The sequence below is a fragment of the Acidovorax sp. NO-1 genome (assembly GCF_000238595.1).
In the GTDB taxonomy this organism is placed as follows: Bacteria; Pseudomonadota; Gammaproteobacteria; order Burkholderiales; family Burkholderiaceae_C; genus Acidovorax.
The window spans coordinates 34,017-50,288 of the sequence record NZ_AGTS01000160.1; the positions used below are offsets into that span (position 1 = coordinate 34,017).

General features: G+C 66.5%; 17 protein-coding genes. 3 read left to right on the plus strand and 14 right to left on the minus strand.

Going from position 1 to position 16,272, the window contains the following annotated elements; translation table 11 throughout:
* Positions 1-40: 40 nt before the first annotated feature.
* The 13 genes from KYG_RS23015 to KYG_RS23080 all read right to left on the minus strand — a co-directional run bounded on the left by KYG_RS23015 (position 41) and on the right by KYG_RS23080 (position 13,486).
* Positions 41-1,729 (minus strand): MFS transporter, encoded by a 1,689-nt coding sequence (locus tag KYG_RS23015; RefSeq protein ID WP_008907345.1) that lies wholly within the window; start codon positions 1,727-1,729, stop codon positions 41-43.
* 214 nt (positions 1,730-1,943) lie between these two features.
* A complete protein-coding gene (locus KYG_RS23020; RefSeq protein WP_008907346.1) occupies positions 1,944-2,600 on the minus strand; it encodes a 2-hydroxychromene-2-carboxylate isomerase in 657 nt (218 codons plus the stop codon).
* Complete coding sequence (locus KYG_RS23025; RefSeq protein ID WP_034696006.1) at positions 2,597-2,863, minus strand: DUF1289 domain-containing protein; 267 nt, start codon at positions 2,861-2,863, stop codon at positions 2,597-2,599. Before KYG_RS23025 ends, KYG_RS23020 begins: the two co-directional genes overlap by 4 nt.
* On the minus strand, positions 2,860-3,378 hold the full coding sequence (locus tag KYG_RS23030; protein WP_008907348.1) for a YbaK/EbsC family protein: 519 nt from the start codon (positions 3,376-3,378) through the stop codon (positions 2,860-2,862). The genes KYG_RS23025 and KYG_RS23030 overlap by 4 nt, the downstream gene beginning before the upstream one ends.
* A 26-nt stretch (positions 3,379-3,404) precedes the next feature.
* Positions 3,405-4,319 carry a hydroxymethylglutaryl-CoA lyase gene (locus KYG_RS23035; RefSeq protein ID WP_008907349.1) on the minus strand — a complete coding sequence of 305 codons (915 nt, stop codon included), beginning with the start codon at positions 4,317-4,319 and terminating at the stop codon, positions 3,405-3,407.
* 43 nt (positions 4,320-4,362) lie between these two features.
* Positions 4,363-4,857, minus strand: coding sequence for a DUF3592 domain-containing protein (locus KYG_RS23040; protein ID WP_008907350.1), 495 nt, complete (start codon positions 4,855-4,857; stop codon positions 4,363-4,365).
* Between the two features lie 41 nt (positions 4,858-4,898).
* Positions 4,899-5,819: a glyoxylate/hydroxypyruvate reductase A gene (locus tag KYG_RS23045; RefSeq protein WP_008907351.1), complete on the minus strand. Its 921-nt coding sequence runs from the start codon at positions 5,817-5,819 to the stop codon at positions 4,899-4,901.
* A gap of 37 nt (positions 5,820-5,856) precedes the next feature.
* Complete coding sequence (locus KYG_RS23050) at positions 5,857-7,875, minus strand: acetyl/propionyl/methylcrotonyl-CoA carboxylase subunit alpha (RefSeq protein WP_008907352.1); 2,019 nt, start codon at positions 7,873-7,875, stop codon at positions 5,857-5,859.
* Entirely contained in the window at positions 7,876-8,595 is a 720-nt protein-coding gene (locus tag KYG_RS23055) for a DUF4126 domain-containing protein (RefSeq protein WP_008907353.1), read from the minus strand.
* 231 nt (positions 8,596-8,826) lie between these two features.
* Positions 8,827-9,612, minus strand: coding sequence for an enoyl-CoA hydratase/isomerase family protein (locus KYG_RS23065; RefSeq protein WP_008907354.1), 786 nt, complete (start codon positions 9,610-9,612; stop codon positions 8,827-8,829).
* Positions 9,609-10,118 carry a DinB family protein gene (locus KYG_RS23070; RefSeq protein WP_008907355.1) on the minus strand — a complete coding sequence of 170 codons (510 nt, stop codon included), beginning with the start codon at positions 10,116-10,118 and terminating at the stop codon, positions 9,609-9,611. The genes KYG_RS23065 and KYG_RS23070 overlap by 4 nt, the downstream gene beginning before the upstream one ends.
* 17 nt (positions 10,119-10,135) lie before the next feature.
* Positions 10,136-11,743, minus strand: a complete 1,608-nt coding sequence (locus KYG_RS23075) for a carboxyl transferase domain-containing protein (RefSeq protein WP_008907356.1) — start codon at positions 11,741-11,743, stop codon at positions 10,136-10,138.
* A 12-nt stretch (positions 11,744-11,755) separates the two neighbouring features.
* Complete coding sequence (locus KYG_RS23080) at positions 11,756-13,486, minus strand: AMP-binding protein (protein ID WP_008907357.1); 1,731 nt, start codon at positions 13,484-13,486, stop codon at positions 11,756-11,758.
* Between the two features lie 95 nt (positions 13,487-13,581).
* Here KYG_RS23080 and KYG_RS23085 point away from each other — a divergent pair, with 95 nt between their 5' ends.
* From KYG_RS23085 to KYG_RS23095, 3 genes are all read left to right on the plus strand, one after another.
* Positions 13,582-14,691, plus strand: a complete 1,110-nt coding sequence (locus KYG_RS23085; RefSeq protein WP_034696009.1) for an AraC family transcriptional regulator — start codon at positions 13,582-13,584, stop codon at positions 14,689-14,691.
* Positions 14,692-14,781: 90 nt separating this feature from the next.
* The gene (locus tag KYG_RS24155; RefSeq protein WP_202798352.1) at positions 14,782-15,180 is read left to right on the plus strand and encodes an HNH endonuclease; all 399 of its coding nucleotides are present in this window, start codon (positions 14,782-14,784) and stop codon (positions 15,178-15,180) included.
* Positions 15,177-15,845, plus strand: a complete 669-nt coding sequence (locus tag KYG_RS23095; protein WP_008907359.1) for a glutathione S-transferase family protein — start codon at positions 15,177-15,179, stop codon at positions 15,843-15,845. Before KYG_RS24155 ends, KYG_RS23095 begins: the two co-directional genes overlap by 4 nt.
* Before the next feature lie 61 nt (positions 15,846-15,906).
* On the opposite strand, the gene KYG_RS23100 is transcribed toward KYG_RS23095, so the two are convergent.
* Positions 15,907-16,164 carry a hypothetical protein gene (locus KYG_RS23100; protein WP_008907360.1) on the minus strand — a complete coding sequence of 86 codons (258 nt, stop codon included), beginning with the start codon at positions 16,162-16,164 and terminating at the stop codon, positions 15,907-15,909.
* Positions 16,165-16,272: the final 108 nt, after the last annotated feature.

Consider the following 16,272-nt stretch of genomic DNA (forward strand, 5'->3'; position numbering starts at 1 on the left):
CCCATTGTTGCAGCCCCGCAGGGTGCGCGCGACAGGGTTGTTACCTGCCCGACCTGTGTGGGCCGTGGGGCCGGTCGGGCGCGTGAATGTCCACGTTCCGCGTTTCGCGCAGCAGCAAGGTTCCACACAGCGCCGTCAGCCCGGCGATGACGACCGGGTACCACAGACCGCTGTAGATGTCGCCCGTCTGCGCCGCAATGGCGAACGACATCGGGGGCAGCAGGCCGCCAAACCAGCCGTTGCCCAGGTGGTAGGGCAGGCTCATCGAGGTGTAGCGGATGCGGGTTGGAAACATTTCCACCAGCATGGCGGCCAGGGGGCCATAGACCATGGCCACCAGCACCATGAGGTAGCTGAGGATGGCCACCACCAGCGGCGCGTGGATGCGCTCCGGGTCGGCCTGCGTGGGGTATCCGTGCAGGGCCAGCGCGCGGTCTACCGCCTGGCGGAAGCTGGCGGCCGCACGCCGGGCCTCGTCGGGCGCCTGGCCTTGCGCAGGTGGCGCGGGGATGTCGGTGGCGCCGATGCGGACCACGGCCTGCCCGGGTTGGCCGGTGGGGTCTGTCTGGTAGCTCACCGAGTAGCTGGCGAGGATGCGCTTGGCCATGTCGCAAGGGGTGGTGAACCGCGATGCGCCGGTGGGGTTGAACTGGAACGAGCAGCCCTGCGGGTCTGCCACAACCACCACACTGCTGCGGGCCTGCGCATCAACCAGTGCAGGATTGGCCGCCCAGGCCAGCGCCTTGAACGCCGGAAAATAGGTGGCCGCCGCCAGCACGCAGCCCAGCATGATGATGGGTTTGCGCCCCCACCGGTCGGACAGCGCGCCAAAAACGATGAAGAACGGCATGCCGATGACGAGTGCCGCAGCCACCATGAGCTGCGCCGTGGTGGCATCGACCTGCAGTTGCTGTGTCAGAAAGAACAGCGCATAGAACTGCCCGGTGTACCAGACCACTGCCTGCCCCGCCGTCAGCCCCACCAGCGCCAGCAGCGCCACCCGCAGGTTCGCCCAGCGGCCAAACGATTCCGACACCGGCGCCACCGAGGTGCGCCCCTGCGCCTTCATGCGCCGGAACGCGGGCGACTCGTCCAGCGACAGCCGTATCCACACCGACACCCCCAGCAGCACGATCGACACCAGAAACGGTATGCGCCAGCCCCACTGCGCGAAAGCACCTTCGCCCACCAGCGTGCGGGTGCCCAGAATCACCAGCAACGACATCAGCAGCCCCAGCGTGGCCGTGGTCTGGATCCACGCGGTGTAGGCACCGCGCCGTCCGTGCGGCGCATGCTCGGCCACATAGATCGCAGCGCCCGTGTACTCCCCGCCCATCGCCAGGCCCTGCAGCAGCCGCAGGCCGATCAGGATGACGGGCGCGGCCACGCCGATGCTGTCGTAGGTCGGAAGGATGCCCACGATGAAAGTGGACAGCCCCATGATGAGCATGGTGACCAGGAAGGTGTACTTACGCCCGATGATGTCGCCCAGCCACCCGAACAGCAGCGCCCCGAAAGGCCGCACGATGAAGCCCGCAGCAAACGCCAGCAACGCAAAGATGAACGCCGAGCCCGCATCGAGCGGGCTGAAGAACTGCCGCGCAATGATGGCCGCCAGCGCGCCATACAGGTAGAAGTCATACCACTCGAACACGGTGCCGAGCGACGACGCGAAGACGACTTTTCTTTCCTCCCGCGTCATGGCGCGGGCGGAGGCGGCGTCGGCCATGGCGGTTTGTCTCCGGAAAGGGGCGATCTGTTGTTGTGATCGGAGCCACCTCACCGGGCACGGGGCCCGGTGGTGCACACCGACGTCCGCCCATTCTTGGAGCGCTCACTGACCCTGTTCTGACAGCGGCACACCGCGACCGCAGACGGCACAGACAAAGCCCGGCGGTGCGGCGCGCGCACCACGCCGCCCGAAGACGGCAGCAGGTGGCGCGTCAGCCCGCCTTGGGCGCAAGCCCGGAGGGCACGCGCGGCGCGCTGTCCCAGTCGCTGCCGGCAAACCAGGCGTCACCCTCCAGGTACGCGCGCAGCATGGGAAGACCGTCGAGCCCCCAGAACAATTTGCCGTCCACCGCAAAAGCGGGCACGCCAAACACGCCGCCGGCCTGCGCGGCTTCGGTGTTGGCGCGCAGCAGGGCCTTGGGCGCGTCGCTGTTCGCGTCCTGCCCGGGCCGGATCTGCTCGGCCAGCTCCGTGGCAAGCTCGGCCAGCCGCTGGGCGTCGAGCGCGTCGTGCCCGCCCTGCCAGACATGGCGCAGCACCGTCCCCGCCACAAACCGGTTGATGGAACCGTCGTCGCTGCAGGCCAGCGCCAGACGCAACAGCGGCAGGGGGTTGAACGGGTGGCGAGCCGGCATCGCGAGCGGCGTGCCTTGCGCATGGCCCAGCCAGGTGACGTGGCGGTAGGTCCAGTCGCGTTTCGGCGCAATGCCCGCCGGGCCCGGGTTGCCATGCTGCTGCAGCAAAGCCCCCAGCAGCACGGGCTGGTAGGCCACGCTGTAGCTCAGGCCCTCCAGCACCTCGGGAAGCCGCTCGAATGCCAGCCACGCATAGGGCGAGACAAAATCGAGATAGAACGTGATGTGTTTCATGAAGGGTCCTTCTCCATCGGCAAGGCGATGCTCGCCCGGTTCAGCAGCTGCTGCCAGATGCCGCGGCGCTGGTGGGCGTCGGCACCGGACCAGATGCGGATCTCGTCCAGCGACCGGAAGCAGCCTTCGCAGTGGCTGCGGTCGGGCGACATGCGGCACACCGAGATGCACGGCGAGGGTACCGCCAGGTCGCTTTCAGCATCAAAATGGCCCTCAGCGCTTATCTGTAAAGCGCGAGCAGCTAGCAAATCAATAGCATTCATGCCGCTGGCCCGTTCGCAGGCACCTGCACCACATCCACCACAGGTGCGCCCGTGAGCCGCTGCAGATCGCTGGGGTGCAGTGCAAACACGCCGTGGGGGTGCCCTGCGGCCGCCCACACCACGTCAAAGCGCAGCAGGTCCTGGTCGATCAGCGTGACGGGCGGCGTGGCATGCGCCAGGGGCGCCACGCCGCCAATGGAAAAGCCCGTGCGGCTTTTCACAAACTCGGCATCGGCGCGGCCGATCTTGCTGCCCACATGGGCCTCGACCTTCTTCTCGTCCACCCGCCGGTCGCCCGAGGTGACCACCAGCACGGCCACATCGTCGGCCTTGCGGCGAAAGATGATGCTCTTGGCGATCTGCCCCACGGCAATGCCCAGCGCATCGGCCGCCTGCTGGGCAGTGCGCGCGGCATCATGAAGCATCTGCGGGCGGTGCGGGTGGCCCAGCGATTCCAGCGCCGCGGCCACGCGTTGCACGCCTTCGGGCAGGGGTTTCAGTTCAGCTCCACACACGGTGTTTTCTCCTGCGCTGGACGGGTTCACCCGGCGCGCTTTGTGAGCAGCGCATTGGCTGCCCGGGAATGGGGTTTGCGGCCGAGGAAATCACTGATGTACGCGCCCGCATCGATGAGCTTATCAAGGTCGATGCCCGTGTCGATGCCCATGCCCTGCAGCATGTAGACCACATCCTCCGTCGCCACATTGCCCGTCGCGCCCTTGGCGTACGGGCAGCCGCCCAGCCCGGCCACGGACGACTGGTAGTTCCACACCCCCAGCTCCAGCGCCGCCAGCGTGTTCGAAAGCGCCTGGCCATAGGTGTCGTGGAAGTGGCCCGACACATCGTCGATACCAAAGTGCTGCAGCGTGGCCTCCAGCGCCTTCTGCACCCTGCGCGGCGTGCCCACGCCAATGGTGTCGGCCACATCCACGCGCTGCACGCCAATGCCCTTGAGCAGGCTGGCCAGGTAGGCCACCCGCTCGGGCGCGATCTCGCCCTCGTAGGGGCAGCCCACCGTGCAGCTCATGGCCCCGCGCACGCGGATGCCTGCGGCCAGCGCGGCTTGCACCACAGGCGCGAAGCGCTCGATGCTCTCGGCAATGCTGCAGTTGATGTTGCGCTGGCTGAAGGCCTCGCTGGCCGAGCCGAACACCACGATTTCGTCGGGCTTGTCGAGCACGGCCGCTTCAAAACCCTTGAGGTTGGGCGTGAGCACCGAGTAGGCCACGCCGCTCTGGCGTGCAATGCCCGCCATCACCTCGTGGTTGTCGGCCATCTGCGGCACCCACTTCGGGCTCACGTAACTGGTGACCTCGATCTCTTTGAGCCCCGCCTGCTGCAGGCGGTGCACCAGCTCGACCTTGACGGCGGCGGGCACCGGGGTCTTTTCATTCTGCAGACCGTCGCGGGGGCCGACGTCGATGAGGTGTACGCGGGAAGGAATGCTGCTGGTCATGGGACTGCTTTCGTCAAAAGATGGGGCTGGGCAATGCGCTCTGTCAATCGGAGGTGGCGTGGGCCGCAACGGCGCCGGCCTTGCTTCGCAAGCGCAACAGCACCCAGCCCACCAGGACGCCAACGCCGCTGAACAGCAGCAGCACGCCGCCGCCCAGCACTTTAAAGGTGGTGGAACTGCCGATCTCGGCGCGCGACGGATCCTTGGCGTCGTAGCGCACGGTGACGGTCTCGCCGATGTCGTGCACCGCCTGGTTCCGACGGGCTACCCCGTCGGTGAAACGGTGCGTGCGCCCGTCGGCCGCGACAAAATCGACGATGCTGTGCCGGGCGAATCCGCGGCGGGTGGACGTACCCACGGTCACATCCTGGTGCGCCACCACGCGGCCTGCGGCCGTGTGCGTGCCGCCCAGCATGCCCAGGCCCGAAGTCAGCATCCAGGCAGCGCCCAGCGCCGAGAGCACGCTGGGGACCAGAAGAATCCAGCCGAGAAGGCCAAAGAAACGCCGAACGGTCGAAGTGCTGATGGTGGTTGTCATAAGTCTGCGATTGTCCGTGCAGCCTGCAGGGGGCTGAGCCTTCAGTAGCCGCGCCCCGCGTCCACCACGCCCGCCACCGCCTCGCCCCGCTGCAGCGCGGCGATCTTGCGCGCGATCTGGGCAATACTTTCGTCGCGCAGCGTGCGCGCCGAGGTGTGCGGGGTGATGGTGATGCGCGGGTGGTTCCAGAAGGCATGGCCAGCGGGCAGCGGCTCGGTGCGGAACACATCGAGCGTGGCACCAGCCACATGGCCGCCTTCGATGGCGGCCAGCAGGTCTTCGTCCACCAGGTGCGCGCCGCGCGCCACGTTGATCACATAGGCGCCCGGCAGAAGTCGCGCGAGGGAGTCCTTGTTGATCACGTTGGCCGTGTCAGGCGTGAGTGGCAGCAGGTTGACCAGCACCCGGCTGGCCGCCAGAAAGTCGTTGAATTGCTCCGCACCGGTGAAGGCGCGCACACCCTCGATGGCCTTGGGGCTGCGGCTCCAGCCGTTGACGGGAAAGTCAAACTGCGCCAGCGCCTTGGCTACGCGCTCGCCCAGCACGCCCAGGCCCATGATGCCGATGGGGTAATCGCTGCGCAGGCGAGGCTTGCGGTAGCCCCAGCGCCCGGCCGCCATGTCGGCCTCGTAGCCATCGAATTCGCGAAAGTGGCGGATGACCGCGTGGCACACATATTCGGCCATCTGCACCGCCATGCCCGCGTCATCCAGGCGCACCACCAGCGCCTGCGGCGGCAGTCGCAGCTTGAGCAGCGCGTCCACGCCCGCACCGATGTTGAACAGGGCCTTGAGGCCAGCCTGCTCGTCCATGAACTGCTGGGGCGGGGCCCAGACCACGGCGTAGTCGGCCTGTGGCGCGCCCGGCTGCCACACGGAAATCTCGGCGTCGGGCAAAGCGGCCGCCAGGCCCTGCAGCCAGGGCTCGGCCTTGGTGTCGGTACAGCAAAAAGTGATTTTCATGGCTGCCGAGCGTACCGCGCCATGCCGCTGCATGCTTTCACGCAGCGGAAAGCATGAGCAGCTCGGCCCCTTCGGTCACCTGGTCGCCGGGCGCGTAGAGCAGTTCCTGCACTACGCCATCGGCCGGGGCGGCAATGGTGTGCTCCATCTTCATGGCTTCCATCACGGCCAGGGCCTGGCCCTTGGTCACGGCATCGCCCGCCTTCACGGCAAACGACACCACCTTGCCCGGCATGGGGGCGGTCAGGCGCCCGCCTTCGGCCGCGGCCTCGCCCGAGTGGGCCAGCAGGTCGATGGACGTGATCTGTGTGGCGCCCAGCGGGGTGAAGACATGGTCCACCTCGCCTTGGGCATACACGGCGACGCGGGTGCGCTGGCCCGCGAACTGCAGCTCGATGCCTTGCGCCAAGGTGCTGAACACCAGGGGCCCGGCCACGGCGGTATCGCCCTCGCCCACTTTCAGGTGCAGGCTGCCGCTGCGCTCGTAAGTCAGCAGCGCCTTGGCATGTTCGTCGCCAAATTCAAACTCGAAGCGCCGCTGCACCACGCCATGCGTGTGGAAACCATCGCGGCGGCTGAACGGGTCCACGCCCTCGCTGGCGCGCTCGTGCAGCAGCGTTTGCGCCACGGCGGCAGCAGCCGCCAGGGCCAGGCCCACGGGCTCCTGGTGGAACAGCACCGCCTGCTCGCGCGGAATGAGAGCGGTGTCGAGCTTGGCCTGGGCAAACGAATCGGTGCGGGCCACGCGGCGCAAGAACTGCACGTTGGTTGCCAGCCCCACGATGTGGGTCTGCGCCAGCGCCTCATCGAGCCGGGCCAGGGCTTGCGCACGCGTGTCGCCGTGCACGATGAGCTTGGCCACCATGGAGTCGTAGAACGGGCTGATGGCATCGCCCTCGCGCACGCCGGAATCGACGCGGACCGTGCCGCGTTCAAACGTCACGCACTCGGGCAGCGCATACACGTTGAGCGCGCCGGTGGCGGGCAAGAAGTTGTTGTCGGGGTTCTCGGCGCAAATGCGGGCCTCGATGGCGTGGCCGTGGATACGCAGGTCTTCCTGCTTCAGTGGCAGGGGCTCGCCAGAGGCCACACGCAGCTGCCACTCCACCAGGTCGAGGCCGGTGATGGCCTCGGTCACGGGGTGCTCCACCTGCAGGCGGGTGTTCATTTCCATGAAGTAGAACTTCATCTGCTCGGGTGCGTCGTAGCCGCCGGGCTGCTCGACGATGAACTCCACCGTGCCTGCGCCCACGTAGTTCACGGCCCGCGCAGCGGCCACTGCGGCCTCGCCCATGCGGGCGCGCAGCTCGGGCGTCATGCCGGGGGCGGGGGCTTCTTCCAGCACCTTCTGGTGGCGGCGCTGCACCGAGCAGTCGCGTTCGAACAGGTACACGCAGTTGCCGTGCGTGTCGCCAAACACCTGGATCTCGATGTGGCGCGGGCGCTGCACGTACTTCTCCACCAGCACCGCGTCGTCGCCAAAGCTGTTGATGGCCTCGCGCTTGCAGGAGTCGAGCGCCGCGGCAAAGTCCTCAGCCTTGTCCACCGCGCGCATGCCCTTGCCACCGCCACCGGCGCTGGCCTTGATGAGCACGGGGTAACCGATGCGGTCGGCCTCGCGCTGCAACAGCGCGGGGTCCTGGTCGGCACCGTGGTAGCCCGGCACCAGGGGCACCTGTGCCTGCTCCATCAAGCGCTTGGACTCGGCCTTGAGGCCCATGGCATTGATGGCGCTGGCGGGGGGGCCGATGAAGACCAGGCCTGCGTCGGCACAGGCCTTGGCGAAGTCTTCGTTCTCGCTCAGGAAACCGTAGCCAGGGTGGATGGCCTGCGCACCCGTGGCCTTGGCGGCCTCGATGATGCGTTCCCAGCGCAGGTAGCTGTCCTTGGGCGCGCTGCCGCCGATGTGCACCGCCTCGTCGCAGACGGCCACGTGTTTGGCGTTGGCATCGGCGTCGGAATACACGGCGACGGTCTTCACACCCAGACGCTGGGCCGTGGCGGCGACACGGCAGGCGATCTCACCGCGATTGGCAATCAAAATTTTCGTAAACATCTAAGCCACCTTGGCAGAACCAGAAAAGAAAGAAGACAAGCGCCGCACCACGGCGCGCAAAAACCTGAACAGCACCACCAGCAGCAGCACCGACACTGCCACCATCACCACCAGCGCGATGCCAAACGCCACCGGGTGCTGCGTGGCCAGCCACACCACGGCCACCACCAGGCCGTCTTCAAAGAACGACAGGCCCCAGTTGGAAAACGGCTCGGGCGAGGTGTTCACGGCCGCCCGCGTGGTCATCTTGGTGGCCAGTGCCGTGGCCGAGAGGGAGCCCCCCAGCAGCCCGGCCACCACCGCCATGGTGGCGTTGTCGGCGCCAAACACGCCGTACGCCAGCGCGGCACCTGCGGGCACGCGGATGAAGGCGTGCACCGCATCCCAGGCGCTGTCCAGCCAGGGCACCTTGTCGGCGAAAAACTCCACCAGCAGCATGAAGCCGCTGACCATCAGCACCACAGGGTGCTGCAGCATGGCCAGGCCGGGCGGCAGCGGCATCCATCCCAGCACGCCCATCATCCCGACCAGAAACACCACCGCATACAGCCGGAACCCGCTGGCCCAGCCCAGCGCGGCGGCCAGTGCCAGCAGGCTGGGCATGTCGAGCTGCGCCGTGGCCGTGGCTGCTGCGTCACCCACCGCGCGTGCGGTGCCGCCATCCACATGCAGCCCCACGGTGTGGAGCCACTGCACGATGTTGAACCAGAGCGTGTCCACGTCAATCCTCCGCCGCGTCCAGCCCTGCCTCAGGCGTGCGAGACCGCCGTGGCTCCATGCCAGGGATGCCAAGCAAGGGCCGCCCCGCAGCGAGGGCATCGTCCCCCTCCCGCGAAGCGAGAGAGGGGCTGAGAGGCGCGGCTCCAAGCCTGCCCGCGCAGGCTTGGACGTCCTCGAAGGGCTGCTGCCTGCGGCGGCGGCACCGAGGCGCGCAGCGACTCAGGGGGTATTTCATACCAACCAGGCGGGTTTGCGCTTGTTGAGGAAGGACTGCACGCCTTCCTTGCCCTCGTCGCTGGCACGGATTTCGGCGATGCCTTGCACCGTAGCGGCGATCAGGCCTGCGTTGATCTCGCGTTCGGCCACGTCGATGACGAGCTTCTTGCACGCACGCACGGCGTTGGGGCTGGCGCTGGTGAGTGCCTTGAGCAACTCATCGACCTTGGCGTCGAGCTGGTCGGCAGTCACCACCTCATGCACAAAGCCGACGCGCAAAGCTTCGGCCGCACCAAAGCGCTCTGCAGTGAGGAAATAGCGGTGCGCGGCCCGCGCACCCATGGCACGGATCACATACGGACTGATGGTGGCGGGGATGAGGCCCAGCTTCACTTCGCTGAGGCAAAAACCTGCCGTGTCCACGGCCACGGCCATGTCGCACGCGGCCACCAGGCCCATGCCGCCGGCGTACACATCGCCCTGCACGCGTGCCACCGTGGGCTTGGGGCATTCATAAATCACGCGCAGCATCTCGGCCAGCTTGCCCGCGTCGGCGATGTTCTCGTCGCGCGTGTAGTCGGCCATGCGGCGCATCCAGTTGAGGTTGGCACCGGCACAGAACGCGGGCCCCTCTGCCGCAAGCACCACGGCGCGCACATCAGCGCGGCTGCCCACATCGGTGAAGGCGGCGGTGATCTCGGCAATGACTTCGTCGCTGAATGCGTTTCGGATCTCGGGCTGCGTGAGCGTGATGCGCGCCACGGCGCCGGTCTGGGTGATAGAAAGGTTCTGGCTGCTCATGGCTTGGACGGGTTTTGCAGGAAGTAGACAAGGTCCAGCTCGGGGCAAGGCTGGCCCAGCGCGGTCAATGCGGCCGTGATCTGGCCCCGGTGGTGTGTGCCGTGGTTGAACACATGCGCCAGTGTGGCCGCAAAAGGCAGCGATGCCGCCGTGCCTCGCATGGTGGTGTAGTCGAGCGTGCCGTTCCAGCGGTCGGGCTTGAACAAGGCAATCAGCGGCGCCCAGCGGGCAGCGCCTTCGCGCAGCTGGGCGTCCAGCCGCGCACGGTCGCTTTCCAGCTCGGCGTCCAGCGCCACCTTGGGCGAGATGCCGTCGGCAAAGCGCACGAACCAAAGATGGTGCTCGCCCACCAGCAGGTGGTTGAGCGTGCCGTGGATGCTTCTGAAAAACTGGCCCACATCGCGCCGGTAGTCCTCTTCCGGCAGCGCCTTCACGACATCGAGCAGGCGCGCCGTGGCCCACACGTTGTAGCGCGCAAGCTGGGTAAAGTGGGCAACAGCGTCCATGGCGGCTCCCGGCGGGGTCACATGCGGAACAAACCGAACTTCGTGTCTTCGATGGGCGCGTTGCGCGTGGCGGCCAGGCCCAGCGCCAGCACGCGGCGGGTGTCTGCGGGGTCGATCACGCCGTCGTCCCACAGGCGGGCGGTGGCGTAGTAGGGGTGGCCCTGGTCCTCATACTGGCGGCGGATGGGGGCCTTGAAGGCTTCTTCTTCCTCCATGCTCCACTGCCCACCCTTGGCCTCGATGCCGTCGCGCTTGACGGTGGCCAGCACCCCGGCGGCCTGGTCGCCGCCCATCACGCTGATGCGCGCGTTGGGCCACATCCACAAGAAGCGCGGTGAGTACGCACGACCGCACATGCCGTAGTTGCCCGCGCCAAAGCTGCCGCCGATGATGATGGTGAACTTGGGCACGCTGGCCGTGGCCACGGCCGTGACCATCTTGGCGCCGTTCCGGGCAATGCCTTCGTTTTCGTACTTGCGGCCCACCATGAAGCCGGTGATGTTCTGCAGGAACACCAGCGGAATCTTGCGCTGGCAGCACAGCTCGATGAAGTGCGCGCCCTTCAAGGCCGACTCGCTGAACAGGATGCCGTTGTTGGCGATGATGCCGACCATCATCCCTTCGATGCGCGCAAAGCCGGTGACCAGCGTGGTGCCGTAGCGGGCCTTGAACTCATCGAACTCGCTGCCATCGACGATGCGGGCAATGATCTCGCGCACGTCAAAGGGCTTGCGGGTGTCCACGGGGATCACACCATACAACTCTTCTGCTCCGAATTTAGGAGCTACTGGCGCTTGATTTGCGGGCGCTGGAGCCTTGTTTTTATTCAAATTGCGGATGGCATTGCGTGCCAGCTGCAGCGCATGCAGGTCGTTCTGCGCCAGGTGGTCGGCCACGCCGGACAGGCGCGTGTGCACGTCGCCGCCGCCCAGGTCTTCGGCCGTGACGACCTCGCCCGTGGCGGCCTTGACCAATGGCGGGCCGCCCAAAAAGATGGTGCCCTGGTTCTTCACGATGATCGATTCATCGCTCATCGCCGGTACGTAGGCGCCGCCCGCCGTACAGCTGCCCATCACCACGGCGATCTGCGAGATGCCCATGGCGCTCATGTTGGCCTGGTTGAAGAAGATGCGGCCAAAGTGGTCGCGGTCGGGGAATACCTCGTCCTGGTTGGGCAGGTTGGCGCCGCCCGAGTCCACCAGGTAGATGCACGGCAAGTGGTTCTGCTGTGCCACCTCTTGCGCGCGCAGGTGCTTCTTGACGGTGAGCGGGTAGTAGGTGCCGCCCTTCACCGTGGCGTCGTTGCACACGATCATGCAGTCCACGCCGCTCACGCGGCCAATGCCCGCGATGAGCCCCGCGCTGGGCGCATCGTTGTTGTACATGTTCAGCGCGGCCAGCGGGGCAAGCTCCAGGAACGGCGTGCCGGGGTCCAGCAGCATCTGCACGCGCTCGCGCGGCAGCAGCTTGCCGCGCGCGGTGTGCTTGGCGCGGGCGGCTTCGCCGCCGCCCTGGGCGACCTTGTCGAGCTGGGCGCGCAGGTCATCCACCAGCGTGCGCATGGCCGTCGCGTTGGCCAGAAAGTCCGCCGAACGGGCGTTGAGTTGGGTGTCGAGAATGGTCATACGTGTGGCTCTTCAAGCAGTCTTTTGTTCTTCCAGGCCCAGCAGATCCTTCATCTCGTCGCGGATCTTGAACTTCTGGATCTTGCCCGTCACCGTCATCGGAAAGCTGGTGACAAAGCGGATGTAGCGCGGCACCTTGTAGTGCGCAATCTGGCCCTTGCAGAAGGCGCGGACATCGTCCTCGGTGGGCTGGGTGCCGGGCTTGGCGATGATCCAGGCGCAGAGTTCTTCGCCGTATTTCTGGTCGGGCACACCCACCACCTGCACATCCTGCACCTGCGGGTGGCGGTACAAAAACTCTTCAATCTCGCGCGGGTAGATGTTCTCGCCGCCACGGATCACCATGTCCTTGATGCGGCCCACGATGTTGACGTAGCCCTCGGCATCCATGGTGGCCAGGTCGCCGGTGTGCATCCAGCCGTCGGCGTCGATGGCTTCTTGCGTTTTGGCGGCGTCTTCCCAGTAGCCGTGCATCACCGAATAGCCCTTGGTGCAGAACTCGCCGCGCTGGCCAATGGGCACTGTTGAGCCTGTGTCCGGGTCCACGATCTTGATCTCCAGATGGGGCTGCACCTGGCCCACGGTGGAGACGCGCTTGTCCAGCGGCGTGGAGGTAGCACTCTGGCAGCTCACGGGGCTGGTCTCGGTCATGCCGTAGGCAATGGTGATCTCGCGCAGGTTCATCTGCTCCACCACGCGCTTCATCACCTCGGTAGGGCATGGTGAGCCAGCCATGATGCCGGTGCGCAGCGTGCTCAGGTCGAACTCGGCAAAACGCGGGTGGTCCAGCTCGGCAATGAACATGGTGGGCACGCCGTGCAAGCCGGTGCAGCGCTCGTCCTGCACCGTCTGCAGCACCGTCAGTGGGTCAAACCCGTCGTTGGGGTACACGATGGCAGAGCCATGCGTGAGGCAGGCCAGGTTGCCCAGCACCATGCCGAAGCAGTGGTACAGCGGCACGGGGATACACAGGCGGTCGTCGGGCGTGAGCTTCATGCACTCGCCAATGAAGAAGCCGTTGTTCAGGATGTTGCGGTGCGTCAGCGTGGCGCCCTTGGGGAAGCCCGTGGTGCCGCTGGTGAACTGGATATTGATGGGGTCGGTGGCTCGGAGCGTTGCCGCCACCTGGGCCAGGCGTGGGTCGGCCACATCGCCGCGCGCCATCAGGTCGGAAAAGCGCAGCAGGCCCGGCTCTTCGCCACCCACGCCAGGCTCGTCGATCCAGACCACGGTGTGCAGATGCGGCAGCTGCTGCGCCTCCAGCTGGCCCGGCGTGCCGTGCGCCCATTCGGGCGCCAGCTCGCGCAGCATGCCCAGGTAGTCGCTGGTCTTGAAACGCGCCATGGTCACCAGCAGCTTGCAGCCTACCTTGTTCAGGGCGTATTCCACTTCAGACGTGCGGTAGGCAGGGTTGATGTTGACCAGCACCAGGCCCACCTGCGCGGTGGCCAGCTGCATCAGCACCCATTCGGCGTTGTTGTGCGACCAGATGCCCACGCGGTCGCCGGGCACCAGGCCCATCCCCAGCAGCGCGCTGGCCAGGCGGTGCGCCTCGGTCTGCAGGCTGCGGTAGGTGTAGCGCAGCCCCTGGTGGCGGCTTACCAGCGCCTCGCGCTCGGGCTGGCGGGCCACCATGTCGGCAAAGAAGGCGCCGAGGGTCTGCTCGATCAGGGGAACACCGGTGGCGCCACGGGCGTAGCTGTCCACCAGCGGTGCGGAGTTCGTTGCGGCGGTACTCGTCACGGGGTTGTCTCCTGTGTCATCCGGCCCACGCCACAAGACAACGCGGGCGGGCGATCCGTAAGCATAGAAGCCTGAACCCCTGACGGGTGGACACAATGGTTGCAAATCGTGCCACGGCTGGCACACTCTGTGGCGTGAAGACCACCGACCCTACCGACCATCGTCTCCCAACCACTCCATCTGCCCCTGCCGCAACGCCCATCGCCTTTGTGCGTGCCATTGTTCTGGCGTACGAGCGGCGCGGCCTGAGCCCCGAACGTGCCTTGGCCCAGGCACAGATTGCGCCGCAGCTGCTGCCCGACGACAGCGCCCGCATCACCGCCTGGCAGATGGAGCAGATCTCCGACGCCGCCATGCAGGAGCTGGACGACGAAGCCCTGGGCTGGTTCAGCCGCCGCCTGCCCTGGGGCAGCTACGGCATGCTGGCGCGTGCCAGCATCAGCTCGCCCACGCTGCAGGTGGCCCTGGCCCGCTGGTGCCGCCACCACGGCCTGCTGACGGACGACATCGCCCTGCACCTCACCACCCAGGGTGACGCCGCCACCCTGGCCATCACCGAGGCACGCGACCTGGGCGCGCTGCGCGAGTTCTGCCTGGTATCCGTGCTGCGCAATGCCCACGGCCTAGCGTGCTGGATGGTGGACTCGCGCATTCCGCTCATCGCTGCCGAATTCGCATTCGATGCGCCACCACATGCCGATGCCTACGCCGTGCTGTTCCGAGGCCCAGTCACCTTCCACGCGCCACGCACCGCCATCCACTTCGACGCCCGCTACCTGCACCTGCCCCTGCGCCGCGACGAGCAGGCCCTGCGCCAGATGCTGCAGCACGCCCTGCCGCTGACGGTGCTGCACTACCGCCGCGACCGCCTGCTGGTGCAGCGCGTGCGCCAGCTGCTGGGCGCGCCCCTGCCTGGGCAACCGGCCCACGCCCTGCCCCAGCACAGCGCCGAATCGCTGGCCGCCCTGCTGCATGTGTCGCCGCGTACGCTGCACCGGCAGCTGAAGGAAGAACGCGCCACGCTGCAGGGCCTGAAAGACGAGGTGCGCCGCACCCGCGCGGTAGAGCTGCTGCACCGCACGCAACGGCCCATCAAGCAGGTGGCGGAGGCAGCGGGGTTTGAGAACGAGAAGAGTTTTATCCGGGCGTTTCGCGGGTGGACGGGGCAGTCGCCAGCGGAGTTTCGGAAAGCATTGCAGGTCTAGAGCGCACAGGACCAACGGCGCAGCTGGGCTACCAGTGTGTGAAACTTCAGCGGGTGCAATGACGGCAGAGCAACTTACTCTGAAGAGCCAATGGCGAACCAATGGGGCATCCCCAAACACATAGAAGAAGCGGTGCTGAAGCGCGACCAACGCTGCGTTTATTGCGGATGTGAATTCGGCTCGCAGCGGGCAACCATGCGTTCGTGGGAACACATCATCAATGACATCAACATCACAACGCTGGAGAACATCGCACTTTGCTGTGTGGGCTGCAATGCATCCAAGGGAGCGAAACTGCTTTGCGATTGGCTTGATTCACCAAAAGCGAAGCACAGGGGCGTGCTTGAACATAAGCTGGCTCCTGTCGTCATCGCTGCGCGGGAACATGCCAAACGGACTGCAATGCACACCGCAGGGTCAAAAGATAGCCAATCTGAAAACCGAATTACAACAGCAGCACAAAGTTCGTTCCACCCAGTAGACCAATGATCCACCTCCACCACTGCATCAGCGCCCGCTCCTTCCGTCCCCTGTGGATGCTCGAGGAACTGCAGCTCCCCTACACCCTCCACATGCTCCCCTTCCCACCGCGCGCCAGAGCCCGGTGGTTTCTGGAAGAGAACCCACAGGGCACGGTGCCGCTGCTGGTGCAGGGCGATGTCCGCATGACTGAATCGGCCGCGATGTGCCAGTACTTGGCCGCCACGCACCCCGACGCGGGGCTAGATGTGGCGCCCACGCACCCGGCGTATGGCGCCTACCTGAACTGGCTGCACATGAGCGATGCGACGCTGACCTTTCCGCAGACGCTGGTGCTGCGCTATGGGCGTTTTGAGCCCGCAGAGCGCCAGCAGCCGCAGGTGGTGGAGGACTACAGCCGCTGGTTTCTGGCGCGGCTGCGGGCGGTAGAGGCGGCCGTGGCGCACAGCGAATACCTGTGCGCAGGCCGGTTTACGGCGGCGGACGTGGCGGTGGGGTATGCGCTGCTGCTGGCGCAGCACCTGGGGCTGGATGTGCAGTTTGGCCCGGCTACGCAGGCCTACTGGCAGCGTCTGCAGCAGCGGCCCGGCTACCAGCGGGCGATGGCGGCACAACTGCGGGCGGCTGAGGAGCAGGATGTGCCTGCCACCCCGGCGCCCGATACGCGGCCCTGAGAATGGTCAAACTGGGGTGGGCAGATGGCCAGAGGTGTGAGCCCCACATGCTCCCAGGCCATCAGGATGTGGTGCCGCCGCCCATCGTGCCCTGCAGCACGGCCACCAGGTGCTGTTTGGCTTCGGCCAGTTGTGCCTTGTCGGCGTCGTGCACCTTGCGAAAGAATGCCGCGCACTCGGCGGCACCCGCAGCTTCGGCGTCCTTGATGTACTGGTCATAGGCCACCAGCGCCTGGGCCTTGTTCTGGATCAGGGTGACCCAGTCGTACGCCAGGTTGCTCAGGGGATGGGGATCGGAGGAATGTGGTTGTTCTTGCATGGGTGTGCTCCTGTCGAGGGTGCCGCCAGAAGGCGGCGCCCGCCTGCACGCATAAAGGGTGCACGCAGCACCCTTGGCGGGAGGAAAGCCGTGTGGGCTAACGCTTAA

What these genes read in the sequence shown, in the direction of transcription:
- KYG_RS23095 (WP_008907359.1), top strand. Translation starts at nt 15,177, where the DNA reads ATGATCCACCTCCACCACTGCATCAGCGCCCGCTCCTTCCGTCCCCTG.
- KYG_RS23025 (WP_034696006.1), bottom strand. Translation starts at nt 2,863, where the DNA reads ATGAATGCTATTGATTTGCTAGCTGCTCGCGCTTTACAGATAAGCGCT.
- KYG_RS23045 (WP_008907351.1), bottom strand. Translation starts at nt 5,819, where the DNA reads ATGAAAATCACTTTTTGCTGTACCGACACCAAGGCCGAGCCCTGGCTG.
- KYG_RS23070 (WP_008907355.1), bottom strand. Translation starts at nt 10,118, where the DNA reads ATGGACGCTGTTGCCCACTTTACCCAGCTTGCGCGCTACAACGTGTGG.
- KYG_RS23020 (WP_008907346.1), bottom strand. Translation starts at nt 2,600, where the DNA reads ATGAAACACATCACGTTCTATCTCGATTTTGTCTCGCCCTATGCGTGG.
- KYG_RS23065 (WP_008907354.1), bottom strand. Translation starts at nt 9,612, where the DNA reads ATGAGCAGCCAGAACCTTTCTATCACCCAGACCGGCGCCGTGGCGCGC.
- KYG_RS24155 (WP_202798352.1), top strand. Translation starts at nt 14,782, where the DNA reads ATGGCGAACCAATGGGGCATCCCCAAACACATAGAAGAAGCGGTGCTG.
- KYG_RS23085 (WP_034696009.1), top strand. Translation starts at nt 13,582, where the DNA reads ATGGTTGCAAATCGTGCCACGGCTGGCACACTCTGTGGCGTGAAGACC.
- KYG_RS23035 (WP_008907349.1), bottom strand. Translation starts at nt 4,319, where the DNA reads ATGACCAGCAGCATTCCTTCCCGCGTACACCTCATCGACGTCGGCCCC.
- KYG_RS23050 (WP_008907352.1), bottom strand. Translation starts at nt 7,875, where the DNA reads ATGTTTACGAAAATTTTGATTGCCAATCGCGGTGAGATCGCCTGCCGT.
- KYG_RS23100 (WP_008907360.1), bottom strand. Translation starts at nt 16,164, where the DNA reads ATGCAAGAACAACCACATTCCTCCGATCCCCATCCCCTGAGCAACCTG.
- KYG_RS23040 (WP_008907350.1), bottom strand. Translation starts at nt 4,857, where the DNA reads ATGACAACCACCATCAGCACTTCGACCGTTCGGCGTTTCTTTGGCCTT.
- KYG_RS23015 (WP_008907345.1), bottom strand. Translation starts at nt 1,729, where the DNA reads ATGGCCGACGCCGCCTCCGCCCGCGCCATGACGCGGGAGGAAAGAAAA.
- KYG_RS23075 (WP_008907356.1), bottom strand. Translation starts at nt 11,743, where the DNA reads ATGACCATTCTCGACACCCAACTCAACGCCCGTTCGGCGGACTTTCTG.